The organism is Coleofasciculus sp. A1-SPW-01 (assembly GCF_040217205.1).
GTDB lineage: Bacteria > Cyanobacteriota > Cyanobacteriia > Cyanobacteriales > Coleofasciculaceae > Coleofasciculus > Coleofasciculus chthonoplastes_A.
On the sequence record NZ_JAVJNP010000023.1, the window covers coordinates 1 to 19,237 of the forward strand.

The 19,237-nt window shown below is 45.6% G+C and carries 12 protein-coding genes; 4 read left to right on the forward strand and 8 right to left on the reverse strand.

The annotated features are described in order from the left end of the window. Positions 1-122: 122 nt before the first annotated feature. Both RH949_RS04050 and RH949_RS04055 read left to right on the forward strand, forming a co-directional pair. The gene (locus RH949_RS04050) at positions 123-362 is read left to right on the forward strand and encodes a pentapeptide repeat-containing protein (RefSeq protein ID WP_083798999.1); all 240 of its coding nucleotides are present in this window, start codon (positions 123-125) and stop codon (positions 360-362) included. A 126-nt stretch (positions 363-488) separates the two neighbouring features. After that, a complete protein-coding gene (locus tag RH949_RS04055; protein WP_006100861.1) occupies positions 489-2,087 on the forward strand; it encodes an AAA family ATPase in 1,599 nt (532 codons plus the stop codon). 49 nt (positions 2,088-2,136) lie between these two features. On the opposite strand, the gene RH949_RS04060 is transcribed toward RH949_RS04055, so the two are convergent. The 6 genes from RH949_RS04060 to RH949_RS04085 all read right to left on the reverse strand — a co-directional run bounded on the left by RH949_RS04060 (position 2,137) and on the right by RH949_RS04085 (position 12,047). Further along, entirely contained in the window at positions 2,137-3,063 is a 927-nt protein-coding gene (locus RH949_RS04060) for a CHAD domain-containing protein (protein ID WP_446352000.1), read from the reverse strand. A 241-nt stretch (positions 3,064-3,304) separates the two neighbouring features. Further along, a complete protein-coding gene (locus RH949_RS04065) occupies positions 3,305-3,820 on the reverse strand; it encodes a pentapeptide repeat-containing protein (protein ID WP_006100917.1) in 516 nt (171 codons plus the stop codon). A 369-nt stretch (positions 3,821-4,189) separates the two neighbouring features. Next, positions 4,190-5,506: a four-carbon acid sugar kinase family protein gene (locus RH949_RS04070; RefSeq protein ID WP_446352001.1), complete on the reverse strand. Its 1,317-nt coding sequence runs from the start codon at positions 5,504-5,506 to the stop codon at positions 4,190-4,192. Between the two features lie 312 nt (positions 5,507-5,818). Further along, complete coding sequence (locus RH949_RS04075; protein ID WP_446352002.1) at positions 5,819-9,079, reverse strand: adenylate/guanylate cyclase domain-containing protein; 3,261 nt, start codon at positions 9,077-9,079, stop codon at positions 5,819-5,821. A gap of 541 nt (positions 9,080-9,620) precedes the next feature. Continuing rightward, on the reverse strand, positions 9,621-10,757 hold the full coding sequence (locus tag RH949_RS04080) for a sensor histidine kinase (RefSeq protein ID WP_446352003.1): 1,137 nt from the start codon (positions 10,755-10,757) through the stop codon (positions 9,621-9,623). A gap of 54 nt (positions 10,758-10,811) precedes the next feature. Further along, entirely contained in the window at positions 10,812-12,047 is a 1,236-nt protein-coding gene (locus RH949_RS04085; RefSeq protein WP_006100931.1) for an ATP-binding response regulator, read from the reverse strand. A gap of 571 nt (positions 12,048-12,618) precedes the next feature. Here RH949_RS04085 and RH949_RS04090 point away from each other — a divergent pair. Next, on the forward strand, positions 12,619-13,338 hold the full coding sequence (locus RH949_RS04090) for a response regulator (RefSeq protein ID WP_044207052.1): 720 nt from the start codon (positions 12,619-12,621) through the stop codon (positions 13,336-13,338). A gap of 221 nt (positions 13,339-13,559) precedes the next feature. Here the strand turns inward: RH949_RS04090 and RH949_RS04095 are convergent, their stop codons facing one another. After that, positions 13,560-15,563 (reverse strand): ATP-binding protein, encoded by a 2,004-nt coding sequence (locus tag RH949_RS04095; protein WP_446352004.1) that lies wholly within the window; start codon positions 15,561-15,563, stop codon positions 13,560-13,562. An 89-nt stretch (positions 15,564-15,652) separates the two neighbouring features. Continuing rightward, positions 15,653-16,600, reverse strand: a complete 948-nt coding sequence (locus RH949_RS04100) for a phosphate/phosphite/phosphonate ABC transporter substrate-binding protein (RefSeq protein WP_006100777.1) — start codon at positions 16,598-16,600, stop codon at positions 15,653-15,655. 567 nt (positions 16,601-17,167) lie between these two features. Here RH949_RS04100 and RH949_RS04105 point away from each other — a divergent pair. Continuing rightward, the gene (locus tag RH949_RS04105; RefSeq protein ID WP_446352005.1) at positions 17,168-18,874 is read left to right on the forward strand and encodes a choice-of-anchor I family protein; all 1,707 of its coding nucleotides are present in this window, start codon (positions 17,168-17,170) and stop codon (positions 18,872-18,874) included. Positions 18,875-19,237 lie beyond the last annotated feature (363 nt).

Genomic DNA, 19,237 nt, shown 5'->3' on the forward strand with positions numbered 1-19,237 from the left:
GAACAGATCAAGAAATATGTCGAACAGCAAGCAACTCCAGAATTATAAGGATTCGCTGTCGCTCAGTTTTATACTGGTCGGCATTCCCCACCCGTTAACCCTACGGGTATAACGGGCGACCCCTGCCGACATTTAGTTGGGCAAACCTGAGTAACGCTAATTTGAGCCAAGCTAATTTTACCGAAGCTAATCTCGTTGGCGCAAATCTAATGGGAGCAGACTTGAGTGACGCCAACTTGAGGGGCGCTAAACTAAAAGGAGTCAAGCTGACCGATGCTAATCTAGACAATGCCGATTATGATGAGCATACAGACTTTCCAGTTGGATTTAGTGATTACGATAAATTAAGAAAAAACCTGTAGGGGCGGGTTTCATCATGACGAATGACGAATGACATAAGACGAATGACATAAGACGAATGACAAATGACATAAGACGAATGACGAATGACGAATGACAAATGACAAATGACGAATGACGAATGACAAATGACTAATACCTTCAATCCCCATCAAACCTTAATCGAACAATTAGATTTAATGATCCGGGCGCGTTATCCGTTACTTTATATCGTAGCGGTTGAAGAAGAACCCGTGGAAGAAGTATTACTTTCAGTGGCTGTGCAATCCCAACCCGAACGCCAAGTTTTACTCTGGGATATTGTGCGGGGATGGGAGGATAATGGGGCGGATAAGGGTTCAGTGATGGGAGCACTGCATCGGATTCGCAAGACTGATCCTCAAGAAAATAGCTTATTTGTCCTCCGAGATCTACATTTTATCTTAAAAAATCCGCAGAGCGATCGCAATGCGCCCGTGATCCGAGAATTGAAGAATCTAACCAAGGAACTTAAGCGTTCTCGCAAAACCTTAATCCTCACCAGTCATACCTTAGAAGTCCCAGCAGAATTGAGTGAGGAAGTTACGGTTATTGATTTTCCCTTGCCTAATGCTCAGGAAATTGATTATCTGATTAATATTCTGGTCAAACCCGAAAACTTAAACGTATCTGGATTAGCCAGGGAACAGTTAGTTAAAGCCTGTCAAGGATTAAGTCGTGCCAGAATTGCCCGGGTATTGGCAAAGGCATTAGCCGCTAAACAACAGGTAAATGAAACAGATATTGATGGCGTATTAGGGGAGAAAAAACAAGCGATTCGCCAAACGGGAATTTTAGACTTTTTTACGGTTCAGGAATCGTTAAAAAATGTTGGCGGATTGGAGAATCTCAAGCAATGGGTACGGATGCGCCAAGATGCCTTTACCGAAGAAGCGCGACGCTATGGCATTCCCAATCCTAAGGGGATTTTACTGGTGGGAATTCAGGGAACCGGGAAATCCCTATCCGCGAAAACCATTGCTCATGAATGGCGTTTGCCCTTATTGCGGTTAGACACGGGACGATTATTTGGCGGGATTGTCGGGGAAAGTGAAAGTCGGGTGCGCCAGATGATTCAAATTAGTGAAGCGATCGCGCCTTGTGTATTATGGATTGATGAGATTGATAAGGCGTTTGGTAATATTGGTGCTGGCGTTGATGGGGATTCGGGAACGTCGAGACGGGTATTTGGTACGCTGATTACCTGGATGCAAGAAAAGACGAGTCCGGTATTTATTGTGGCGACGGCGAATAATGTGCAGATTTTGCCCGCTGAGTTATTGCGGAAAGGCAGATTTGATGAAATCTTCTTTTTGAATTTGCCCACGGAAGCCGAACGCAAGGATATTTTTAAGGTACATTTGCAACCCTTACGCCCTTCTCGTTTACGGGATTTTGATTTAGCCAGATTAGCACGACAGGCGAAGAACTTTAGTGGGGCGGAGATTGAACAGGTGATTATTGATGCCATGCATCGAGCTTATGGTACTTTGGTGAATGGACAACGGCGAGACTTTACCACAGAGGATATTGTGCGGGCGATAGAAGAAACAGTACCACTTGCTGCGATCGCACGGGAGCAAATTGAAGCGCTGAAACACTGGGCAGCCCAGGCGGGGGCGAGAACGGCGTCGAATGATAGTAAGTTGGTGGAGGAGTTAAAGCATTTTACCACACAGAAGGGGATTGGTCCCTTGGAAGTGGATTAATGATTGGTAAGTTCCTCTCAGCCATGCGTTGATGGCGCTCGCATCGCAACTACAAGCTGGGTTGCTCACGTTCCGATCGCCAAATCTGCCAGTATACGCCGATCCGCTCAACGAAGACTCCTGGTTTCTCTGCATAAATGCGCTGTCCTAAACAGTATGCTGACTGCTGCAATTGGAGTCGGCGGCGGTCAATTAAGCCAATTAGGGCGTCTAGTTGAGTGCGATCGCAGCCTAGTTCGGGTTCCTGTTCCAGTAGCTGGCGCAACATCGCTAAATCATGGTCATCCCCTAGATAATCGGCTAATTGTTTCGTCTGTGATGCCATTTCTGCCATTAAATCTGACCATACTAATTTAAGCAGTCGCAGGTGATACCAAAGGTATTTTACCCGCTTGCGCCAATCGTGAAAATTCTCAACGCTAGGCTGATTAAAGGCTACAATTAATGCTTTATCCCCTCGTTTATAGACACGCTGAACACTCTCCTGTATCGTTGACCAGTCATTGCTTTTAATTGACCAATCCTTGACCCGTTCCCGCGCTGCTTTAATCATGCCAATGGCGTCCTCTTGGGCATTTTTTTCGTCCAGAACCCGTTCACTAATGGATTGACTACGGGCTTCTAAGGCTTGACGCACTTCCCTAAAACCATCGACTGAGATAATATTGGCAAAATGTTCGCTCAAATCATCTAAGGTTTCAATTGTTACCTGAGCATCTCGTACATCGGATAATAATCGCCCTGCATCTCGGAAACAGGTATTTTCTTGGTGATAAGTATCCGAACCAATTTCATCTCGCACTAAACGCAATAATGCTCGTAGCTTCTTCAACCGCTTACGAGCATCATGAACCGCCTCTTCTGGGCTATTATCCGTTTGACCCAATAATTGGGCTAATGCTTTGTCAATCTGTTCGTAAGCAATGCGCTGAACTCCCTCAGATATAGATTCGGGTGCCTTTAATCGATATGCCATGGTTAAGTGTGCGATCGCGCTTAGAGTTAGAGTACGCTGACAATGTTTTTAGGGATAGGGGAGCTAGGGGAGCTGGGGGAGCTGGGGAAGAAGGGGGGAGGAACAATTCAATTAGACCTGAGCATCCTTGTAGTGCGGTAGTGCGAGCATCTTGCTCGCTACTCATACCCAATTTAAATGCATGACAGCTTATGGATCTTATCGTGTGCGATCGCGTCCGACTCAGCCTCTCTCTTGGGGATTATTTGGACGGTTTGAGTGGCAATTTTCGCAGCTTACCACATAAGAGACTCGACTGTTCACTGGTTAAAACAATCGTTCCGTCGGGTAGTATGGCTCCGCCTAAATCGGCATCCGTCAAATCGGCATCACTCAAATCAGCGCCGCTTAAATCAGCTCCTCTCAGATTTGCCCCTCGTAGGTTAGCACAATGTAAATTTGCCCAAATCAAATCCGCTCGGCGTAAATTCGCCCCACATAAGTTGGCTCTGGTTAAGTTTGCCCGTGTCAACGTAGCTTTTTCTAAGACAATCCCTTCTAGGTTTGCCTGACTCAAGTTAATTCTCTGGAGATCTACGCCGTTTAACTCTAGGTTGCTGAGGTTAAATCCCCGATAATCCCGTTCGCCCGCCGCATACTCCTCCAGCAGGCGATCGGGTGCCATTCGTATTCGTTCTAGTTTCTTAAACAACTCTTGCTTTCTAGCTGACGCCGAGGATTGGTTTGGGTTAAGGATATTTCGATCAGAGGATTGCATAATCTTCTTTACCTGATAAATTCAATATAGTTAATCTTCAGGTATTTGGCTGGAGGATTAATTGAGAATAGTCCTAGTTTTCGGTGAATTTAATCTGCTTTAGAGGTAACTTAAACCACTATCCGGCGTGACTATAATGAGTTCTCCTTTGTGATCTACGTCTCTATTTTACTGCTATCGTAGCAAAAGCCAGAAGACTCCAAGGCAGAGAGAAGAAGGTTTATGACTTAGGGAACAGGGAAGGAGTCAAAAGGAATAGGAAAATGTTGTCGGGCAATTGTCTAGCTTTTTATCTTGCAGTTGTATTCCGCAAATAGGGCTTGCTGCATTACAGCAGATTTCAGGTTGATGAGGTACAGTCAATGACGATCAGCAAAAGCGCTGATAAACAGTAACTAACCCATCTGCATCTCCGACATTGCCGGGAAACAGTACCATAGGCAAATCCGAAAACTGAGGATGATCCGATGGAGTTCGCACGACAGAACAGCCAGGAATAATTTGACCCAGTAACCGGGCAGATCTTAAGTCTAATCCTGTACTTAAGACATCATTTGAAGTAATCCCGCCCTTACTAATTAAAAAGCCAATATCTTTGGGTAAATCTCGAACAATATCCATTAATAAGGCTGAAACTGCTGCGCCAAAGTTTAACCGAGTTTGCACGTCTTTAAAGACCAATTCCTCTCGACTGGTATAAATGGCGGCTGTTTTATTCGAGTTGTAAATCTCCTCAACAGCGGCGACAACTTTGGCTAAAAGTGAATCCCGTTGGGATGCTGACTCTTCAAGTAAATGACTAACATCCACCTCAACACCAACAATATCGGAGAGTTTCAGCAGTTGTTCAAGCTGTTGGGTGGTCTTTTTAACATGAGAACCCACTAACACAACGCCCGGTTTCCCTTCTCTGACATACTGTGCCATATTCTCTGGCGGGACGGGTTGAGCGCCCAGACTCGCCAGCGAGGTTAAAATACTAGCAGCAGAACGAAATAAGAACCGTTTCCCTTGGGCGGCGGCGCTGAGGACATCGGCGGCGAATTTATCTAAATCGGCTTGAGTTTCCCCATCAACCACACCACATTGATTCCCATTTAAGTTGAGGAGGCGTTCTAAACTTCCTTGGCGAATATCGGAGAGGACAAATCGTTCAACGTTTTCGGCTTGAATCCTTCCGTTGGTCTTTTCTTCCACATAATCGGGTAAATAGCTGTGGTGATAGCCAAATACCGAATCACGGGCAAATTCAGTTTCATGGACGGGTGTGGGAACGCCATCCACCATTAAATAATGAACACTATCGCGGGTGACTCGTCCGCCTTCAAAGAATGCAGGAACTAAGAAATGAGCATCGAAGGGTCCCACTTCTTGGGCAATCACATCGGTTTCCACGGGATAATGTCCGCGTAGGGTGGAATCAGAGCGACTGACGACGAGAAAATCGTCGATTCCTTCAGTTTCTATGGCAATTTTTAGATTATGGCAAACCTCACAGGTGACTGTGGCGGCTTCCTCTGGGGTTAACGCCCGCGTATTCGTCAGGACAAAGAAAATCGGCGAAGCGTCGGCTAGTCCTAAGCGTAGCGTCTGCACATCCCAGCGCGTCAGCAGCAAGCAACTGTGAACGGTTTGGGAACCAGTGGGGTCATCATCCAAAACGATAATTTTGGGTTTGCTAGTCATTCTTGATGTCCTGCGATCGGCAATGGTCAATTTATCCCTGAAATTCAGGGTATCAGGATCTTGGCGAGAAAGCACGAAGCAATGTAGAGACGTGCCATGGCACGTCTGGGAGATGGAAGGGAGTGAACTCAACACTGAATCAGGGCGGGTTTTGTTCTAAACGTTACTATCAATCGCGACAAGAGAGTCCCTAAACCCGCCCCTACAGATCGCGGGTTTTGTTCTAAACGTTACTATCAATGGCGACAAGAGAGTCCCTAAACCCGCCCCTACAGATCATGTCCTCGAAGGTCGTGAAGGGTCAACCAACACTCAACACGTTCCCATCAACCAATAGGTTGTCATTTCCCCTCTACCCTTAACCGCGATCGCACCTCGTTCCTGAAACTGGAATTTGTCCCGTAATCTCTGGTATGTCGTCTCTGTGACTTGTATTTTTCCCGGTTCTCCCGACGATTCCATGCGTGAGGCGACATTCACCGCATCTCCCCACAAGTCATAGATAAACTTCCTAATCCCAATCACCCCCGCCACGACTGATCCGGTATTAATTCCAATGCGAATTTGCAATGACTCACTGTGTTCGGCTTGAAACTGAGTAATCGCCTGCTGCATATCTAACGCCATCTGCGCGATCGCTTCTGCATGATCTCCCCTCGGCTGGGGTAATCCGCCAACCACCATATACGCATCACCAATGGTTTTAATTTTCTCCAAACCATGACGTTCTGCCAAATGGTCAAATGTGGAAAACATCTGATTGAGTAAATTCACTAATTCAATCGGTTTTAACCGCGCCGATAACGGCGTAAACCCGACAATATCGGCAAACAGAATTGTCACATCATCAAAATTCTCCGCAATCGCTGATTGGTCTTGTTTCAGCCGTTCTGCAATTAGTTCAGGCAAAATATTCAGTAATAATTGTTCCGATTTTTCTTGTTCTAACCGTAATGCCACCTCTGCCTGTTTGCGATCGGTAATATCACGCGCCACCCAAATCACCGAATCATCGGAAAGTGGTGACAAATTCGCCGCAAACCAAATATCCTCTCCTGCCAGATTGATGCAATACTCGATATTTACCGTCGCTTGAGTTAACAACGCCTCTCGAATACTATTGAGAATAAAATCTACCTGACTGGAATCGAAATATTCCAACAGCGTTGTTCCCAATATGTCCCCCGGAGATTTACACCATTTTCCTTTATTAGTAGGTGCTACCTTCAGACAACGACCCGATGCATCCACCACCAGAACCATATCCGTCATCGCGGCAAAAAGTGCCTTCATTTCTGCCTCGGCTTTCTTCTGCTGCATCACTGGACCCAACTGCGCCGATACGACGGACACCAACTCAATCCAATTTTCATCATTTTGGTGTTCTTCTGCCATAAAAAACACCAACACCGCTAAAACCGGGGCAGAGGTTTGAGGTTTTGCTGGGGCAACAATAGGTACAGCAAAGGCTGATTTTAATCCACAGTCGGTTGCCAATTTGAGCCGCAAGAAAACATCATCGGATTCAGTGGCAATATCACTAATCCATTCTGGTTCACCATGACACCAAACCCGTCCCGGTATTTCTTCTTCGGGTAAAAATGTTAGGGCTTCACTATACTCTCGGAATTGTTCTAGGGCGGTGATAACCTCTGGATCAAGTCCGGTCTGTTTGTAATACCAACGATGGCTACATTCTAATGCCATTCCGTCTGTCGCCGGAATCCAGACTTCGCCATAAATCCAGCCCGTAGTTTGACACACTTGATGCAGGGCAATTTCTAAAGCAGCTTGAAAATCGGGGGCGGCATTAATCGCTTGACTAATTGTCAGCAGTAACTCAACTCGTTGTTCAGCTTGTTTGCGTTCGGTGATATCATTAATTACCGCCAGTATGCATTCTTCTTCGCCAATTGTAATTAATTCTGCGGATAACAGTCCCGTTCTCACTTGACCTGATTTAGTATAAAAATTAAACTCTTGATCCCGAACAGCGCCTGTCTTTCGTAATAAGCTACGGATTCGGGTTCGTTCTTGGGATTCAACCCAAAAATTGAGTTCAATGGAGGTATGAGCAATCACATCCTCTAGGTCATATCCGGTAATCTTGAGAAAGCTTTCATTTACCTCAATAAACGTTCCCTCAGCCAGAGTGGTAATCGTAATTGGGTTCGGGGATGAGCGAAAGGCAAGAGCAAACTTTTCTTCAGACAGGCGTAAGGCTGCAGTGCGTTGCTCAACTCGTGACTCTAACTCGGCTTGATTTTTTTCTAGGGCGGTAAAGAAGGAGTATAATTGTTGACTCATTTGATTAAAGGATTGAGCTAAAATTTCGAGTTCATGCACCCGAACCGGAATTTTGCTATCGACTTTTACCTGTTGGTTAAATTTGCCCTGGGCAATTTTCGCCGCCGCTATGCTTAACTGGGTAATCGGCTGGGTAATCCATCTAGCGGTGAAGATTCCTAACCCAGTTGCCACAACAAACGCCGCGAAGCATAAGCTAATCGTGGTGCGGGTATTATCATGGATTTGTTCCATGAAATCCGCTTCCGGTATCGCCACCACAATCAGCCACTCTAAGCCGTGATTATCCTGGAAAGGGGTGACTTGTAAATAATAGCGATCGCGGTTTAGATTAAAGGATAGCTGTTGGGTTTGGTTAATCGGGTTTAAGGTATCAATATTTTGGTTTAAATACTGTGCCGTTAATTGAATTAAGGGATCACGGCTATGAGTAGCAAATAGGCGTTGGGTTTTATCGCCATCCTGAATAAATCGCTTTTCTGATGTGGAACTGGCAACCAGTAATCCAGATCGCTCAATAATAAACGCTTGTCCCGTTTGACCAATTCTTAAGCTGTTGAGAAATTTACTAATTTCAGATAGTAAAATATCAGTACCAACCACGCCTAATAATTGATCCTTGTCGCCAAATACGGGTTCAGCTAGGGTAATCCCTAACCGAGAATGGCTAAACATGACATAAATAGGACTCCAAACCGTTGCACCTTGAAAAGTAGCCTCTTGATACCAGGGACGGATACGAGGGTCATAATTGGCGCGACTATCTAACAGTTGCTTCCGATTTCCTTGGCTGTCGGTTGTGTAGGTATGAAAGTTATAATTGGTTGATTGATCGGCAACTTTCAGCAGTAAGTCCCTATCCTCGGTATAGCCTGCGCCAATATACTCTCCTTGCTCACTGCCAAACTGGATGGTATTAATAGACTGAGTAATCTGTATGAGTTGCCACAAATAGCGTTCACTGGGCTGATCCTGAGTCTGCACCTGACCCCGACGCACGGCATTGACGAGAACATGGTTGACCAGATCAGGCGTTTCGATGTAACTATCGACATGTTGTACAATGCGATCGCTAACCTCGGTCTGTAACTGCGTAACTAGATTGTCAACCGCCTGCTGTCCATTACGAAAGGAAAGATATCCAGTCAACCCTACCGCCGCAAAGATCTGGAGAAGAAAGGGAACCACCAGAACCACGCGCAATGGCATCTTTTGACTGCGTTTAGCGCCTTTGACAAGCTGACGGGTAATGGTTGGCAGTAACATGGGACAAGGATCACCTACATGGATAATACTGTATAAACTCGTCGATTTGACTAATCAGGTTTTCTGGCGTTGCATCATCAAAGCGAAAAGCTACTTCCTTTTTTACCAAAAACTTAAGTATCCCTAAAGTATCGCTAAAGTGGATAAATCTCTGTCTTCCTAGACAAATGCCAAGTTGGGACTCCTCGATTGATTTTTCCCAAGGAATCCTATAGTATCTCTAATGGGTTGGGATGAAAATAATTCTTCCTGTAAAGAAAATACAGGACTCATTGACCGATTTCCGCACAATTCTGGGAAAATGGCAAAATTTACCCATACGGTGTAATACAGTTGCCACGAAAAAGCCCTGTCTTACCACTCTTCGGCTGTATTACGTGGAGATAAAAAATAGTTGTTACCCTAAAGGTTATGATGCAATAGGTAACAGGCAACAGGGAATACACTACACAATTTAAATGCGCCTTAGCTTATCTTCCCCAGCTTCCCCAGCTTCCCCAGCTCCCCCAGCTTCCCCAGCTCTCCCAGCTTCCTGTTCCCTTCACGTTTGTGCGGGCAAATAAACCGTAAATAAACTACCTTTGCCCAACTCACTCTCGACTTCAATCCTACCCTGATGAGCTTCTACAATCCGACGAGACAAGTATAATCCCAAACCACTCCCCGATCGCTTATGCTTTCCTTGGCGAAATCGCTTGAAAAGAGTGGCAAGATCTTCTGGACAAATACCTGATCCCGTATCTTGAATGGAAATTGCCGCCCAAGGGGGTTGACCATCTGCCGAGTTTGTGGAATCCAATTCTAAACCTAAATTAACATCGACCGATCCTTGTTCCGTAAACTTGACCGCATTGCCAATTAGATTTGTGAAGACGCGACGAAGTTCGAGGCGATCGCCCATCACCAGATAATCGTCTGAATTATCTGAATTAGCGCACTCTTCTACATTCAGCCTTAACGCTAATCCTTTTTCCTCAGCTAAGGGAGTCAGTTCTTGAACGACTTCCTTAATCATTTCCTGAGGATTTATTGAAACAAACGTTAACTCTTTAGATCCAGCATCGTGGCGATAAACTTCCAACACCGTATTCACCATCTGGACTAAATGTTGGTTGCTTTGTTGGATAGAAACCACGGCTTCTACCGCCGAATCTGGAATCTGTCCAAAGCTTCCCCGTTTCAATAAACTCAGCATCCGATCAGCCGCGACTAGGGGGGTTCGCAAATCGTGGGTGAGACGAGAGACGAAATCCTCTCGCTGACGCGCCAGTCGCACTTGTTCATCAATACTATGCTTAAGTCGCAGTAGCGATCGCACTCGCGCTAATAACTCGCCCACATCCACAGGTTTGCGAATAAAATCATCCGCCCCCGCATCGAGTCCTTCAATCGCACTTGACTGTTCATAAGCGGTGATCAGCAAAATTGGGATAAAGGGCAAACTGCTATTTTGACGAATCCGCCGAGTCACCTCATAGCCATCCATTTGTGGCATCATTACATCCAGCAAGATTAAATCAGGAGGTGATTTTTCAACGATTGCTAATGCGGAATATCCATCTTCAACTAAACTGAGGTCATATCCTTCAGTTTCTAAGATGGTTTGCATTAGGAATAAATTGTCTGGCGCATCATCAACTGCCAGAATCCGCTCTATTTTTGACTCAGGTAGATTCATTTTTCATCTAGTTATACTTGAAAAGCATCGTAACTCCAAAACATTTTAAAAGATTTAATTATAAGCAGGTACTTTAATTTCTGTCAACTTCCCCGAATAAGAAATATAACGCGGCAATTCGACGCGAAAAATTGACCCTTCTCCTACTTGACTTTCTACCGTAATCTTGCCCTGCATCAATTGAACTAAGGATTTGGTCATTGCTAATCCTAGCCCTGTACCGGGGTATTGGCGGGTTATGGTCTGATCAACTTGGCGGAAGGCGTCAAAGATATAGTCTAATTCGGCTTGAGACAGACCAATTCCCGTATCCTCAACGTCAATAATCAGTCGTTGCGATTCAACTTCGTATACATTGACCCAGATCGACCCGGATTTGGTAAATTTAACCGCATTCATGAGCAGGTGTTTTAAGACCTTGTGCAAACGAGAGCGATCGTTGATAACTGAGGTATTTTTGAGTTGGATTTTTATCGATAAATCTAACCCTTTCTGGAGTGCCAATGGACGAACATCATTAACAGTGGAATTGACCACTTGATCGATATTAAATTCTTCAGCCTTAAGTTCCAAAGCCCCGGCTTCAATTTGAGCAAAATCTAAGACTTCACTTAAGAGGGATAACAGATGGTTGCCATTTTTTAAGATACATTGTACCATCTTTAATTGTGATAATGTTAGTGATCCATGGCGTTGGAGTAGGAGCATTTGAGCAAAGCCGATAATCACATTCATCGGCGTCCGCAATTCATGGGATGTCGTAGCTAAAAACTGCGATTTAAGTTTAGAGAGTTCTTTTAATTTTAAATTTTGACGTTGAATTTGTTGCCGTTGTTGGGCTAATTCTTGATTTTGCCGGACTAGCTGTTCATTCGTCTGGCGCAACTGCTGATGAGCCAGTTCCACCTGCTGTTCCGCTTGGTAGATGCGAATCGCGTTTTGCAGAATCCGTCCTAAACTTGTCGGTGAAATCTTATCCTGAGACAGGTAGTCTGACGCCCCAGCTTTCATCAGCGCCACGGCGACTTGCTCATTACCGTGAGCGGTGATTACCACCAAGGGAATCTTGACGCCAGCCTTTCGCAAATCTTGCACCAGGCTTAATCCATCTTTGTCGGGGAGACAGTAATCCAGAAAGACACAGTCAAATGTCTCACGGTCAATGAGAGCGATCGCGCTATTATAGTCACAGGCTTCAACATAATTGATTGACAAGCCCGTGGCATCCAGAGCCTGACGCACAGCTAAGCGATCAATGTCCTCATCATCAACGAGCAGAATATTGAGCATTTCTTTCATCAACGAGCAGAACTGAAGGATTTCTTCATCACCAACGTCAGGATCAAGCTCACTGTTGTATCCCAGGGAGAATGGCAACTGGTGCGCCAATACTATTGCCCTAACGCACACACAACTGAATTAATGGAGGTTACAGCTTGTTCTGGGAAGTGAGTTTGCCTAAGCTGGCATTGAAGATAGTCCAACCTTTGTCTTAGATTGTATGCTGATGGCTATGGTTTTCGTCTCAGTCCATAGGCATAATCACTAGAAAGTCTCTTGGCTGCCAAATTTTTGGCTCAATTGAAACGGCTTGATACTATTGATAGATGTACATCTGCCACGGATCTGCCATAGTGTTGATTATCTTTATTGCCGCGTCGCACTAGCGAGGGAAGAGTAATCGAGATGGATTAGGCTAGGCTGATTGAGTCAGAAACCCCTTTGGTTCCCAAACCCCTGCCCAAGCTGGCATACAAAACAATATATGATGAAAATTACCCAGATCCGAGAGAAGGAGTCAAACAGTCCTACATCTCTCAATGACCAAGATCAAACGAATTTGAGTTCTGAAACATTGATGGTGAGTCCTATGCGTGTCATCCTGATTGAAGACCATAACCTTACGCGGATGGGTTTACAAGCCGCTTTACAAGAACAGGATGGAATTGAAGTCGTCGGAGAAGCGGCGAATGCCACTCAAGGATTGAAGCTGCTAGAAAGCCTAAAACCCGATGTCGCTATTGTGGATATCGGTTTGCCGGATATGGATGGCATTGATTTGACTCGCAAGTTCAAGAGTAGCCATACAGATACCCAGGAGCCAGAAACAAGGGTTCTCATCTTAACCATGCATGATAGTGAAGATGCGGTACTGGCTGCTTTTGCGGCTGGAGCCGATTCCTATTGCATGAAGGATATTGAAATTGAACAGCTTGTCGAGGCGCTAGAAGTAACCCAGGAAGGGAACGCCTGGATTGATCCAGCGATTGCCAGTATTGTTTTACGACAGGTAAAACGAGATCCATCCTCTGAAATGGCAGCGAATCAAGATCGAACCGTCAAGATTGATGGGGTAGGTCCAGAGTACGAACAAGTCATCGAAGCCTATCCCTTAACCGAACGGGAATTAGAGGTACTTGAGTTAATTGTGGCAGGAGCGAGTAATGCCGCGATCGCGGAGAAGCTTTATATTACGGTAGGCACAGTAAAAACCCATGTTCGCAATATTCTGAATAAGCTCTGCGTTGATGACCGCACCCAAGCCGCAGTCCATGCACTCCGTTCTGGATTAATTACTTAGGGGTTGCTGAATACGTGTTGTGGTGAGGGTAGGGAACAGGGAACAATTTTCATCTAATTCCTGATACCGGATGCAGGATAATTCCCGATACCTGATACAGGGCGACCCGATAAAATTAATGGGTGAGTCGTGTTCATTTGTGCAGCGGGTCGCCCCTACGGTGTTTGTCCACAAATGACCAATGACAATCCCAGTCGTTAACTGTAATTTTATCCACCGAATTAACGTGATGAAGAAACTTTTTCCGGCTTCGGATCTTTGACCTTAGCTGGTAGGTAAAAGCTAAACGTTGAGCCAACACCAACCTCACTTTCCACCGTAATATTACCGCCCATCATCTCACAGAAACGTTGGCAAATCGCTAATCCTAGACCCGTACCCCCGTACTTTTTCGTGGTAGAATCATCGGCTTGGACAAACGGCTGAAATATCTTGGCTGCCTGCTCTGGAGTCATACCAATACCCGTATCGGAGACCGAAAAAATAACCCAATCCGAGGTTTGGTCGTCATTCCCAGCATCAGGTATTGAAGCACTATCGAGGGTTGCCGATGAAACCACAGACAATTCCCCATTCACCAGTAGCATTTTAGCGTCCCGTTTCGAGTTACCATTTCCCTCATTTTCACTTTCACGAGTAACACTCAGTACAATCGTGCCGTTCTCCGTGAATTTGGCGGAGTTGCTAATTAGGTTTAATAGCAACTGCTTAACCTTAGTTCGGTCAGCATACATTGTGCCAAGGGACGCCGCGCCATGAACCTCTAGAGTATTCGTCTTTTTCTTGATTAGGGGTTGTACCGTCTTCTGAACTTCAACGATTAAAGTAGAGATATCAAAGCTTTCCAGATAGAGGCTCATCTTCCCGGCTTCAATTTTAGAAATGTCCAGAATATCGGTAATCAGATTCAAAAGATGGAGTCCAGAGTCGTAAATCTGCTGGAGATCCGGGACAAAATCAGTATACCCTAAATCCTCGGCATCCTCTCGCAGTAACTCACTTAAGCCGAGGATACCATTCAAAGGCGTTCTTAATTCATGACTCATACTAGCAAGAAAGGCACTCTTCGCCCGATTAGCCGCTTCCGCTTCTTCTTTTGCCTGTTGCAATTCAACTTGGGCTAATTTCGCGTCTGTAATATCCCGAACGATCGCTAAAACTTCTTGTTCCCCACTGACCACCAACCGTGCTTCAAAATTCCGGCGCTGTTCCTCCACAAACAACTCATACTCAAAAATTTGGATATCTTGAGTCTTTAACGTTCGCTCGACATAATCTAAACATAATTTAGCCACCTCTGTAGGTAAAACCTCAGAGACAGGTTGACCGACCCAGGTTTCAGATGATTGTAGGTAAGACTCTCCTTTTGGTGCTTTAAAATCCAGAAAGATCCCATCTTGGCTAAACCGAAACATTAAGTCGGGAATCGCATTCAACAAAGCACTATTTTTCGCTTCACTTTGCCGCAAATCTTCAGTCTGGTGTTCCAAACTTTCGATTAAGTTTCGCAGTTGGTCGGTCATACTGTTAAATGCACCCGCTAAAACCGCCAGTTCGTCACTGCTGTCAATCGCAATCTTCTGACTCAAATCCCCTTTCGCCAGATGCTGCGTGGCGGCGGTCATTTGCTTCAAGGGTTCGGTAATGGAGCGGCTCAGAAGTAGTGCTACCAATGTACCCACCATCGCCGCTGCCAGTCCCATGGCAATCCCTTCATTCCGCACGGCTGCCATCTTTGCCTTCAGGGGGGCTGTGGAAAGCCCGACACTGACTGCCCCAAGCCGCTGACGCCCCAAAACGACGGCTTTACCCGCAAGGAGTTGGTCAGACTGCCATTTAAACACTGTTTCGTTGCTTTCTACCAGTTCTTGACCTAAGGGATCAGGTTTGACCCCATACGCTAAAACATTGCGGCTATAGGCATCTGCTAGCACCCGTCCATCTTTGTCATAAATCTGACCTGCCACTAATACCTTATCCTTGCCCAACTCTTCCATGAGTTCCTTCATATAAGACACATCGAGAAAGTAGAGCGAATCTTGGGTGGCGACGACTAAGGTATCCAGCAATAGGTCAGCCTGTTGTTCTAGTTCATCCCGAAAGGTTTCTTGCTGACGGCGTAGGGATAACATCGTGACGCTGGCGACCGCCACAATCACTAATGTGGTCATCGCCAACGTTATTTTGGTGGCTAGTGAACCTTTTTTTGGGTTGAATCTAGCCATTCCACTTATCTTCCTCCCCTTATTCCGATAACGGTTGCTTCCTGGCTGATACATCTGGGCAACTTGTCCTTTAACAGAGCATCTACCCCTTATTTTTTCTCCACCTGTTCATACAACTGGCGCATTTTATCGAGACTGGTTTCAACAGGAAACTCGTCAAACTTGGCGGTTTCCTCAAAGGTGGTGAGTACCTCTTTCCCTTCAGGTGTCTGATTCATTTCCATCAACACCGTCTTAATCTGTTGTACCAATTCCGGGTCCATACCGGGTCTGACGATGACCAGATGGCGAGCGATTTTCTGGGTTTCAGCCAGAATTTTCAGCGCTTGGCGGCTTTCTGCGGGGATTTCTTCCAAGAATGAATAATCAGCCGCGCCAGCCGCGACTTCGCCACTCAATACCCATTGGATCGTATTTTCATCATCATTACTGTAAACATATCCCACCTCATCGGCGGCGACAGCTTCGTTTTGTGAGCCTTTTTCGACCATCTTCAAATCGGCGTCCAGCAGAGTATTCAGGGGTAAAAAATAGCCGGAGGTGGAGACGGGTTCCTCAAAGGCGAGCATTTTTCCTTTGAGATCGGCTAAGGAGTCAATCTCGCTTTCTGCCAAGGTAAAGATCACCCCATAATATTCACCCTTGCCATTCTTCCAGCGGCGCAGGATGGGTTCGGCTCCCGATTTATCGCTGACAATCATCGCGGGGTAGGGACTGTCAACGTAGATATCGACTTTGCCTTCTTTGAGCAGGCTTGCCATTGTATCTAAGTCAGGGGCAACTTTAACTTCACCCACACCAATGCCAAATTTTTCTAAGCGGGCGGCTAGGTAATCCGCCATGGGCTGGAAATTCTCTAGCTTGGCAGCGGCATTTTTGTTAACGTCGGCAAGGACAAGGGTTCCAGTAGCGGTGGATTGAGGGGTTGGCGTCGATGTTGGCGTTTGTGATAAGCTGTTCTCTTCGGTAGAACCACAACTTACGAGGGTGGTGAACAAGCCCAGCAGGACAACCTCTTTCAAAAATTTTGGCAACATTTGTTTAAACTCTCAATAATCACAAATTGTCGTTGATAACCGTGCAGTTGCTTCGCCTCAGCTTTTCTTGTCTGTTTAGACTCGAAAGGCGTCTCCAGTTTCCAGGTATGGGGATACCTCTTTGCCTTTAAGATTATTTTGTCGGTTTGCTGGATACATATCAAATTTTGACAAATTTGTTCATAAAGTTTCCGTGAAGTTTTTTCTGGTTTTTGTTAAAGAGTTGATGAACCTGTCCCAGAACTCTTTTTTATTGGTGTAAGACCATGCTAAATAAGGAGTGGATAACTAGGTAGTTTGACTCGACTTATAACGTTAATTTTTGTGAACAAATTACTCTGTAGCGCTGGGTAGGAATTGTGCATTGGTCGTTCTGTCCCTGGCAAACAAACGGTGTTCATTTAGCTTTAATGTGTTAAGTAATGTAAAAACATCAGCCATTCTTACCCCAATCAGCGGCAATATTGCTTTACAAAACGTAACTTCTTGGGGTTAATTAACAGTTAATTATACCCACCCTCTTACGTATCGCTATCGACTCTATCCGAATCAGGAGATTCATCACCCATGTCTAGGCGTCACAATTCACTCATTCATCGAATGCCGAGTATAGTTCAGTCAACCCTACAGTCAGCCGTTTTACTCGGTATGGTGGCTACACCAGCCGCCGCGATTAATCTCAACCTGACACCCATCGGTTCATTCTCGACAAAGATTTTCGCGAACAACACAGCAGAACAAACGGCGTATGATCCGATCACTCAACGGTTGTTTGTGACCAGTTCCGGTCAACAGCAGATTAATATTCTTGATATTAGCAATCCGACGAATCCGTCGTCGTCGTTGTTTGAGCCCATCAACGTTTCTGAATTTGGGTCAGAATTTGGGTCACCTAACAGCGTCAGCTATAGCAATGGCATATTTGCTGTCTCTGTCACCAATGAGATGCCGCAAAATCCCGGTTTTGTGTTGTTCTTCGACGCAGACGGTAATTCCATACATGACCCCGTTTCGGTTGGTTCAGTACCGGACTCGCTAACCTTCACCCCAGATGGCACCAAGATTATTGTGGCAAATGAAGGGGAGTTGAGTGATGATTACTCAGAAGATCCCCAGGGTTCAGTCAGTATCATTGACCTGACAACATTTAATGTAACCACAGCTAACTTCGATGGTGTTTCCATCCCAGCCAACGTTCGCCTGTTTGGACCTAACAAGGATAACCCCTCTCAAAACCTGGAACCGGAATTTGTTACAGTGTCCCAGGATTCTCAAAAAGCTTATGTCACCCTGCAAGAAAATAATGCGATCGCGGTGGTTGATATCGCCAGTGGTCAGGTAGAGAAAGTGATTGGGTTAGGTTTCAAAGATTATAGCGTGCCACCGAATGCCTTAGACGCCAGTGATGAAGACGGTGCGATCAACATCGCGAATTACGACAACCTGTTCGGGATGTTCCAACCTGACGGAATTGCCTCCTATATCGTAGATGGCAAGACCTATTTGGTTACCGCAAACGAAGGTGACAGCCGGGATTTTGACTTTTTTAGTGAAGAGGTGAGGGTAGGCGACTTACTGCTTGACCCAGAGGCTTTCCCCAATGCCGAACAACTGCAACAAGACGAAAATCTAGGTCGTTTAAAAGTGACTAACACTCTAGGGGATACAGACGGCGATGGGGATTTTGACGAACTGTATACCTTTGGCGGACGTTCATTCTCGATTTTTGATACAGACGGCGAACTCATATTCGACAGTGGGGATGCGTTTGAACAAATTACGGCGGAGTTTCTCCCAGAGTTGTTCAACTCCGACGACGAACTCAACCTATTTGATGATCGCAGTGATGATAAAGGACCTGAACCTCAAGCGGTGACGATTGCGGAACTCTTGGGTCGCACCATTGCCTTTATTGGTTTGGAACGCATCGGTGGCATTATCAGTTATGACATTACTGATCCGTTTAACCCCTTCTTCCTGGATTATGTCAACAACCGCGACTTCTCCGTTGATTTTAACTTAGATGAGGAAGGAGATCCTGATCCGACAGCCGAACAGCTAGCCGCCGTCGGTGATTTGGGGCTAGAAGGGTTGCTGTTTATTGGCGCTAACGAGAGTCCCAATGGTAATCCCTTGGTGGTTACCGCCAATGAAACCAGTGGAACCTTGAGTGTCTTTGAAGTTGAAAGCGTACCCGAACCCAGTTCTGTCTTGGGTTTGTTAATGTTTAGTTCCCTAGGCTGGGTTGGATTAAAACGCAAGCGCCCCCACTAATACCGAGTTGCGCTCAAACATAGTAGATAGGAAAAGCAGGGGGAGCAGGAAAAGCAGGGGAAGCAGGGGGAGCAGGGGGAGCAGGAAAAGCAGGGGGAGCAGGGGAAGCAGGGGGAGCAGGGGGAGGGAAAGTTATATCTTTGAATGCAACTTGGTATAAATCCTAAGGATGGGGGAATTTAAACCAATAGCGGTTGGGGTATGAGTCCCCCGAATTAATTTGGGTGTAGAGACGTAGCAGGCTACGTCTCTACATCTTCGGATAATCATAAATACTGATTTAGACAGAGTTAATTTATTTAATTAGATAGAAGCGAGGAGTTACAGTAAATTGATAGTCTGAACTTAATAGAGACATAGACA

Excerpts from the sequence above, each read along its gene's own strand:
- RH949_RS04060 (WP_446352000.1), bottom strand. The coding sequence starts at position 3,063 with ATGGCATATCGATTAAAGGCACCCGAATCTATATCTGAGGGAGTTCAG.
- RH949_RS04105 (WP_446352005.1), top strand. The coding sequence starts at position 17,168 with ATGTCTAGGCGTCACAATTCACTCATTCATCGAATGCCGAGTATAGTT.
- RH949_RS04085 (WP_006100931.1), bottom strand. The coding sequence starts at position 12,047 with ATGCTCAATATTCTGCTCGTTGATGATGAGGACATTGATCGCTTAGCT.
- RH949_RS04100 (WP_006100777.1), bottom strand. The coding sequence starts at position 16,600 with ATGTTGCCAAAATTTTTGAAAGAGGTTGTCCTGCTGGGCTTGTTCACC.
- RH949_RS04075 (WP_446352002.1), bottom strand. The coding sequence starts at position 9,079 with ATGTTACTGCCAACCATTACCCGTCAGCTTGTCAAAGGCGCTAAACGC.
- RH949_RS04095 (WP_446352004.1), bottom strand. The coding sequence starts at position 15,563 with ATGGCTAGATTCAACCCAAAAAAAGGTTCACTAGCCACCAAAATAACG.
- RH949_RS04080 (WP_446352003.1), bottom strand. The coding sequence starts at position 10,757 with ATGAATCTACCTGAGTCAAAAATAGAGCGGATTCTGGCAGTTGATGAT.
- RH949_RS04070 (WP_446352001.1), bottom strand. The coding sequence starts at position 5,506 with ATGACTAGCAAACCCAAAATTATCGTTTTGGATGATGACCCCACTGGT.
- RH949_RS04065 (WP_006100917.1), bottom strand. The coding sequence starts at position 3,820 with ATGCAATCCTCTGATCGAAATATCCTTAACCCAAACCAATCCTCGGCG.
- RH949_RS04055 (WP_006100861.1), top strand. The coding sequence starts at position 489 with ATGACTAATACCTTCAATCCCCATCAAACCTTAATCGAACAATTAGAT.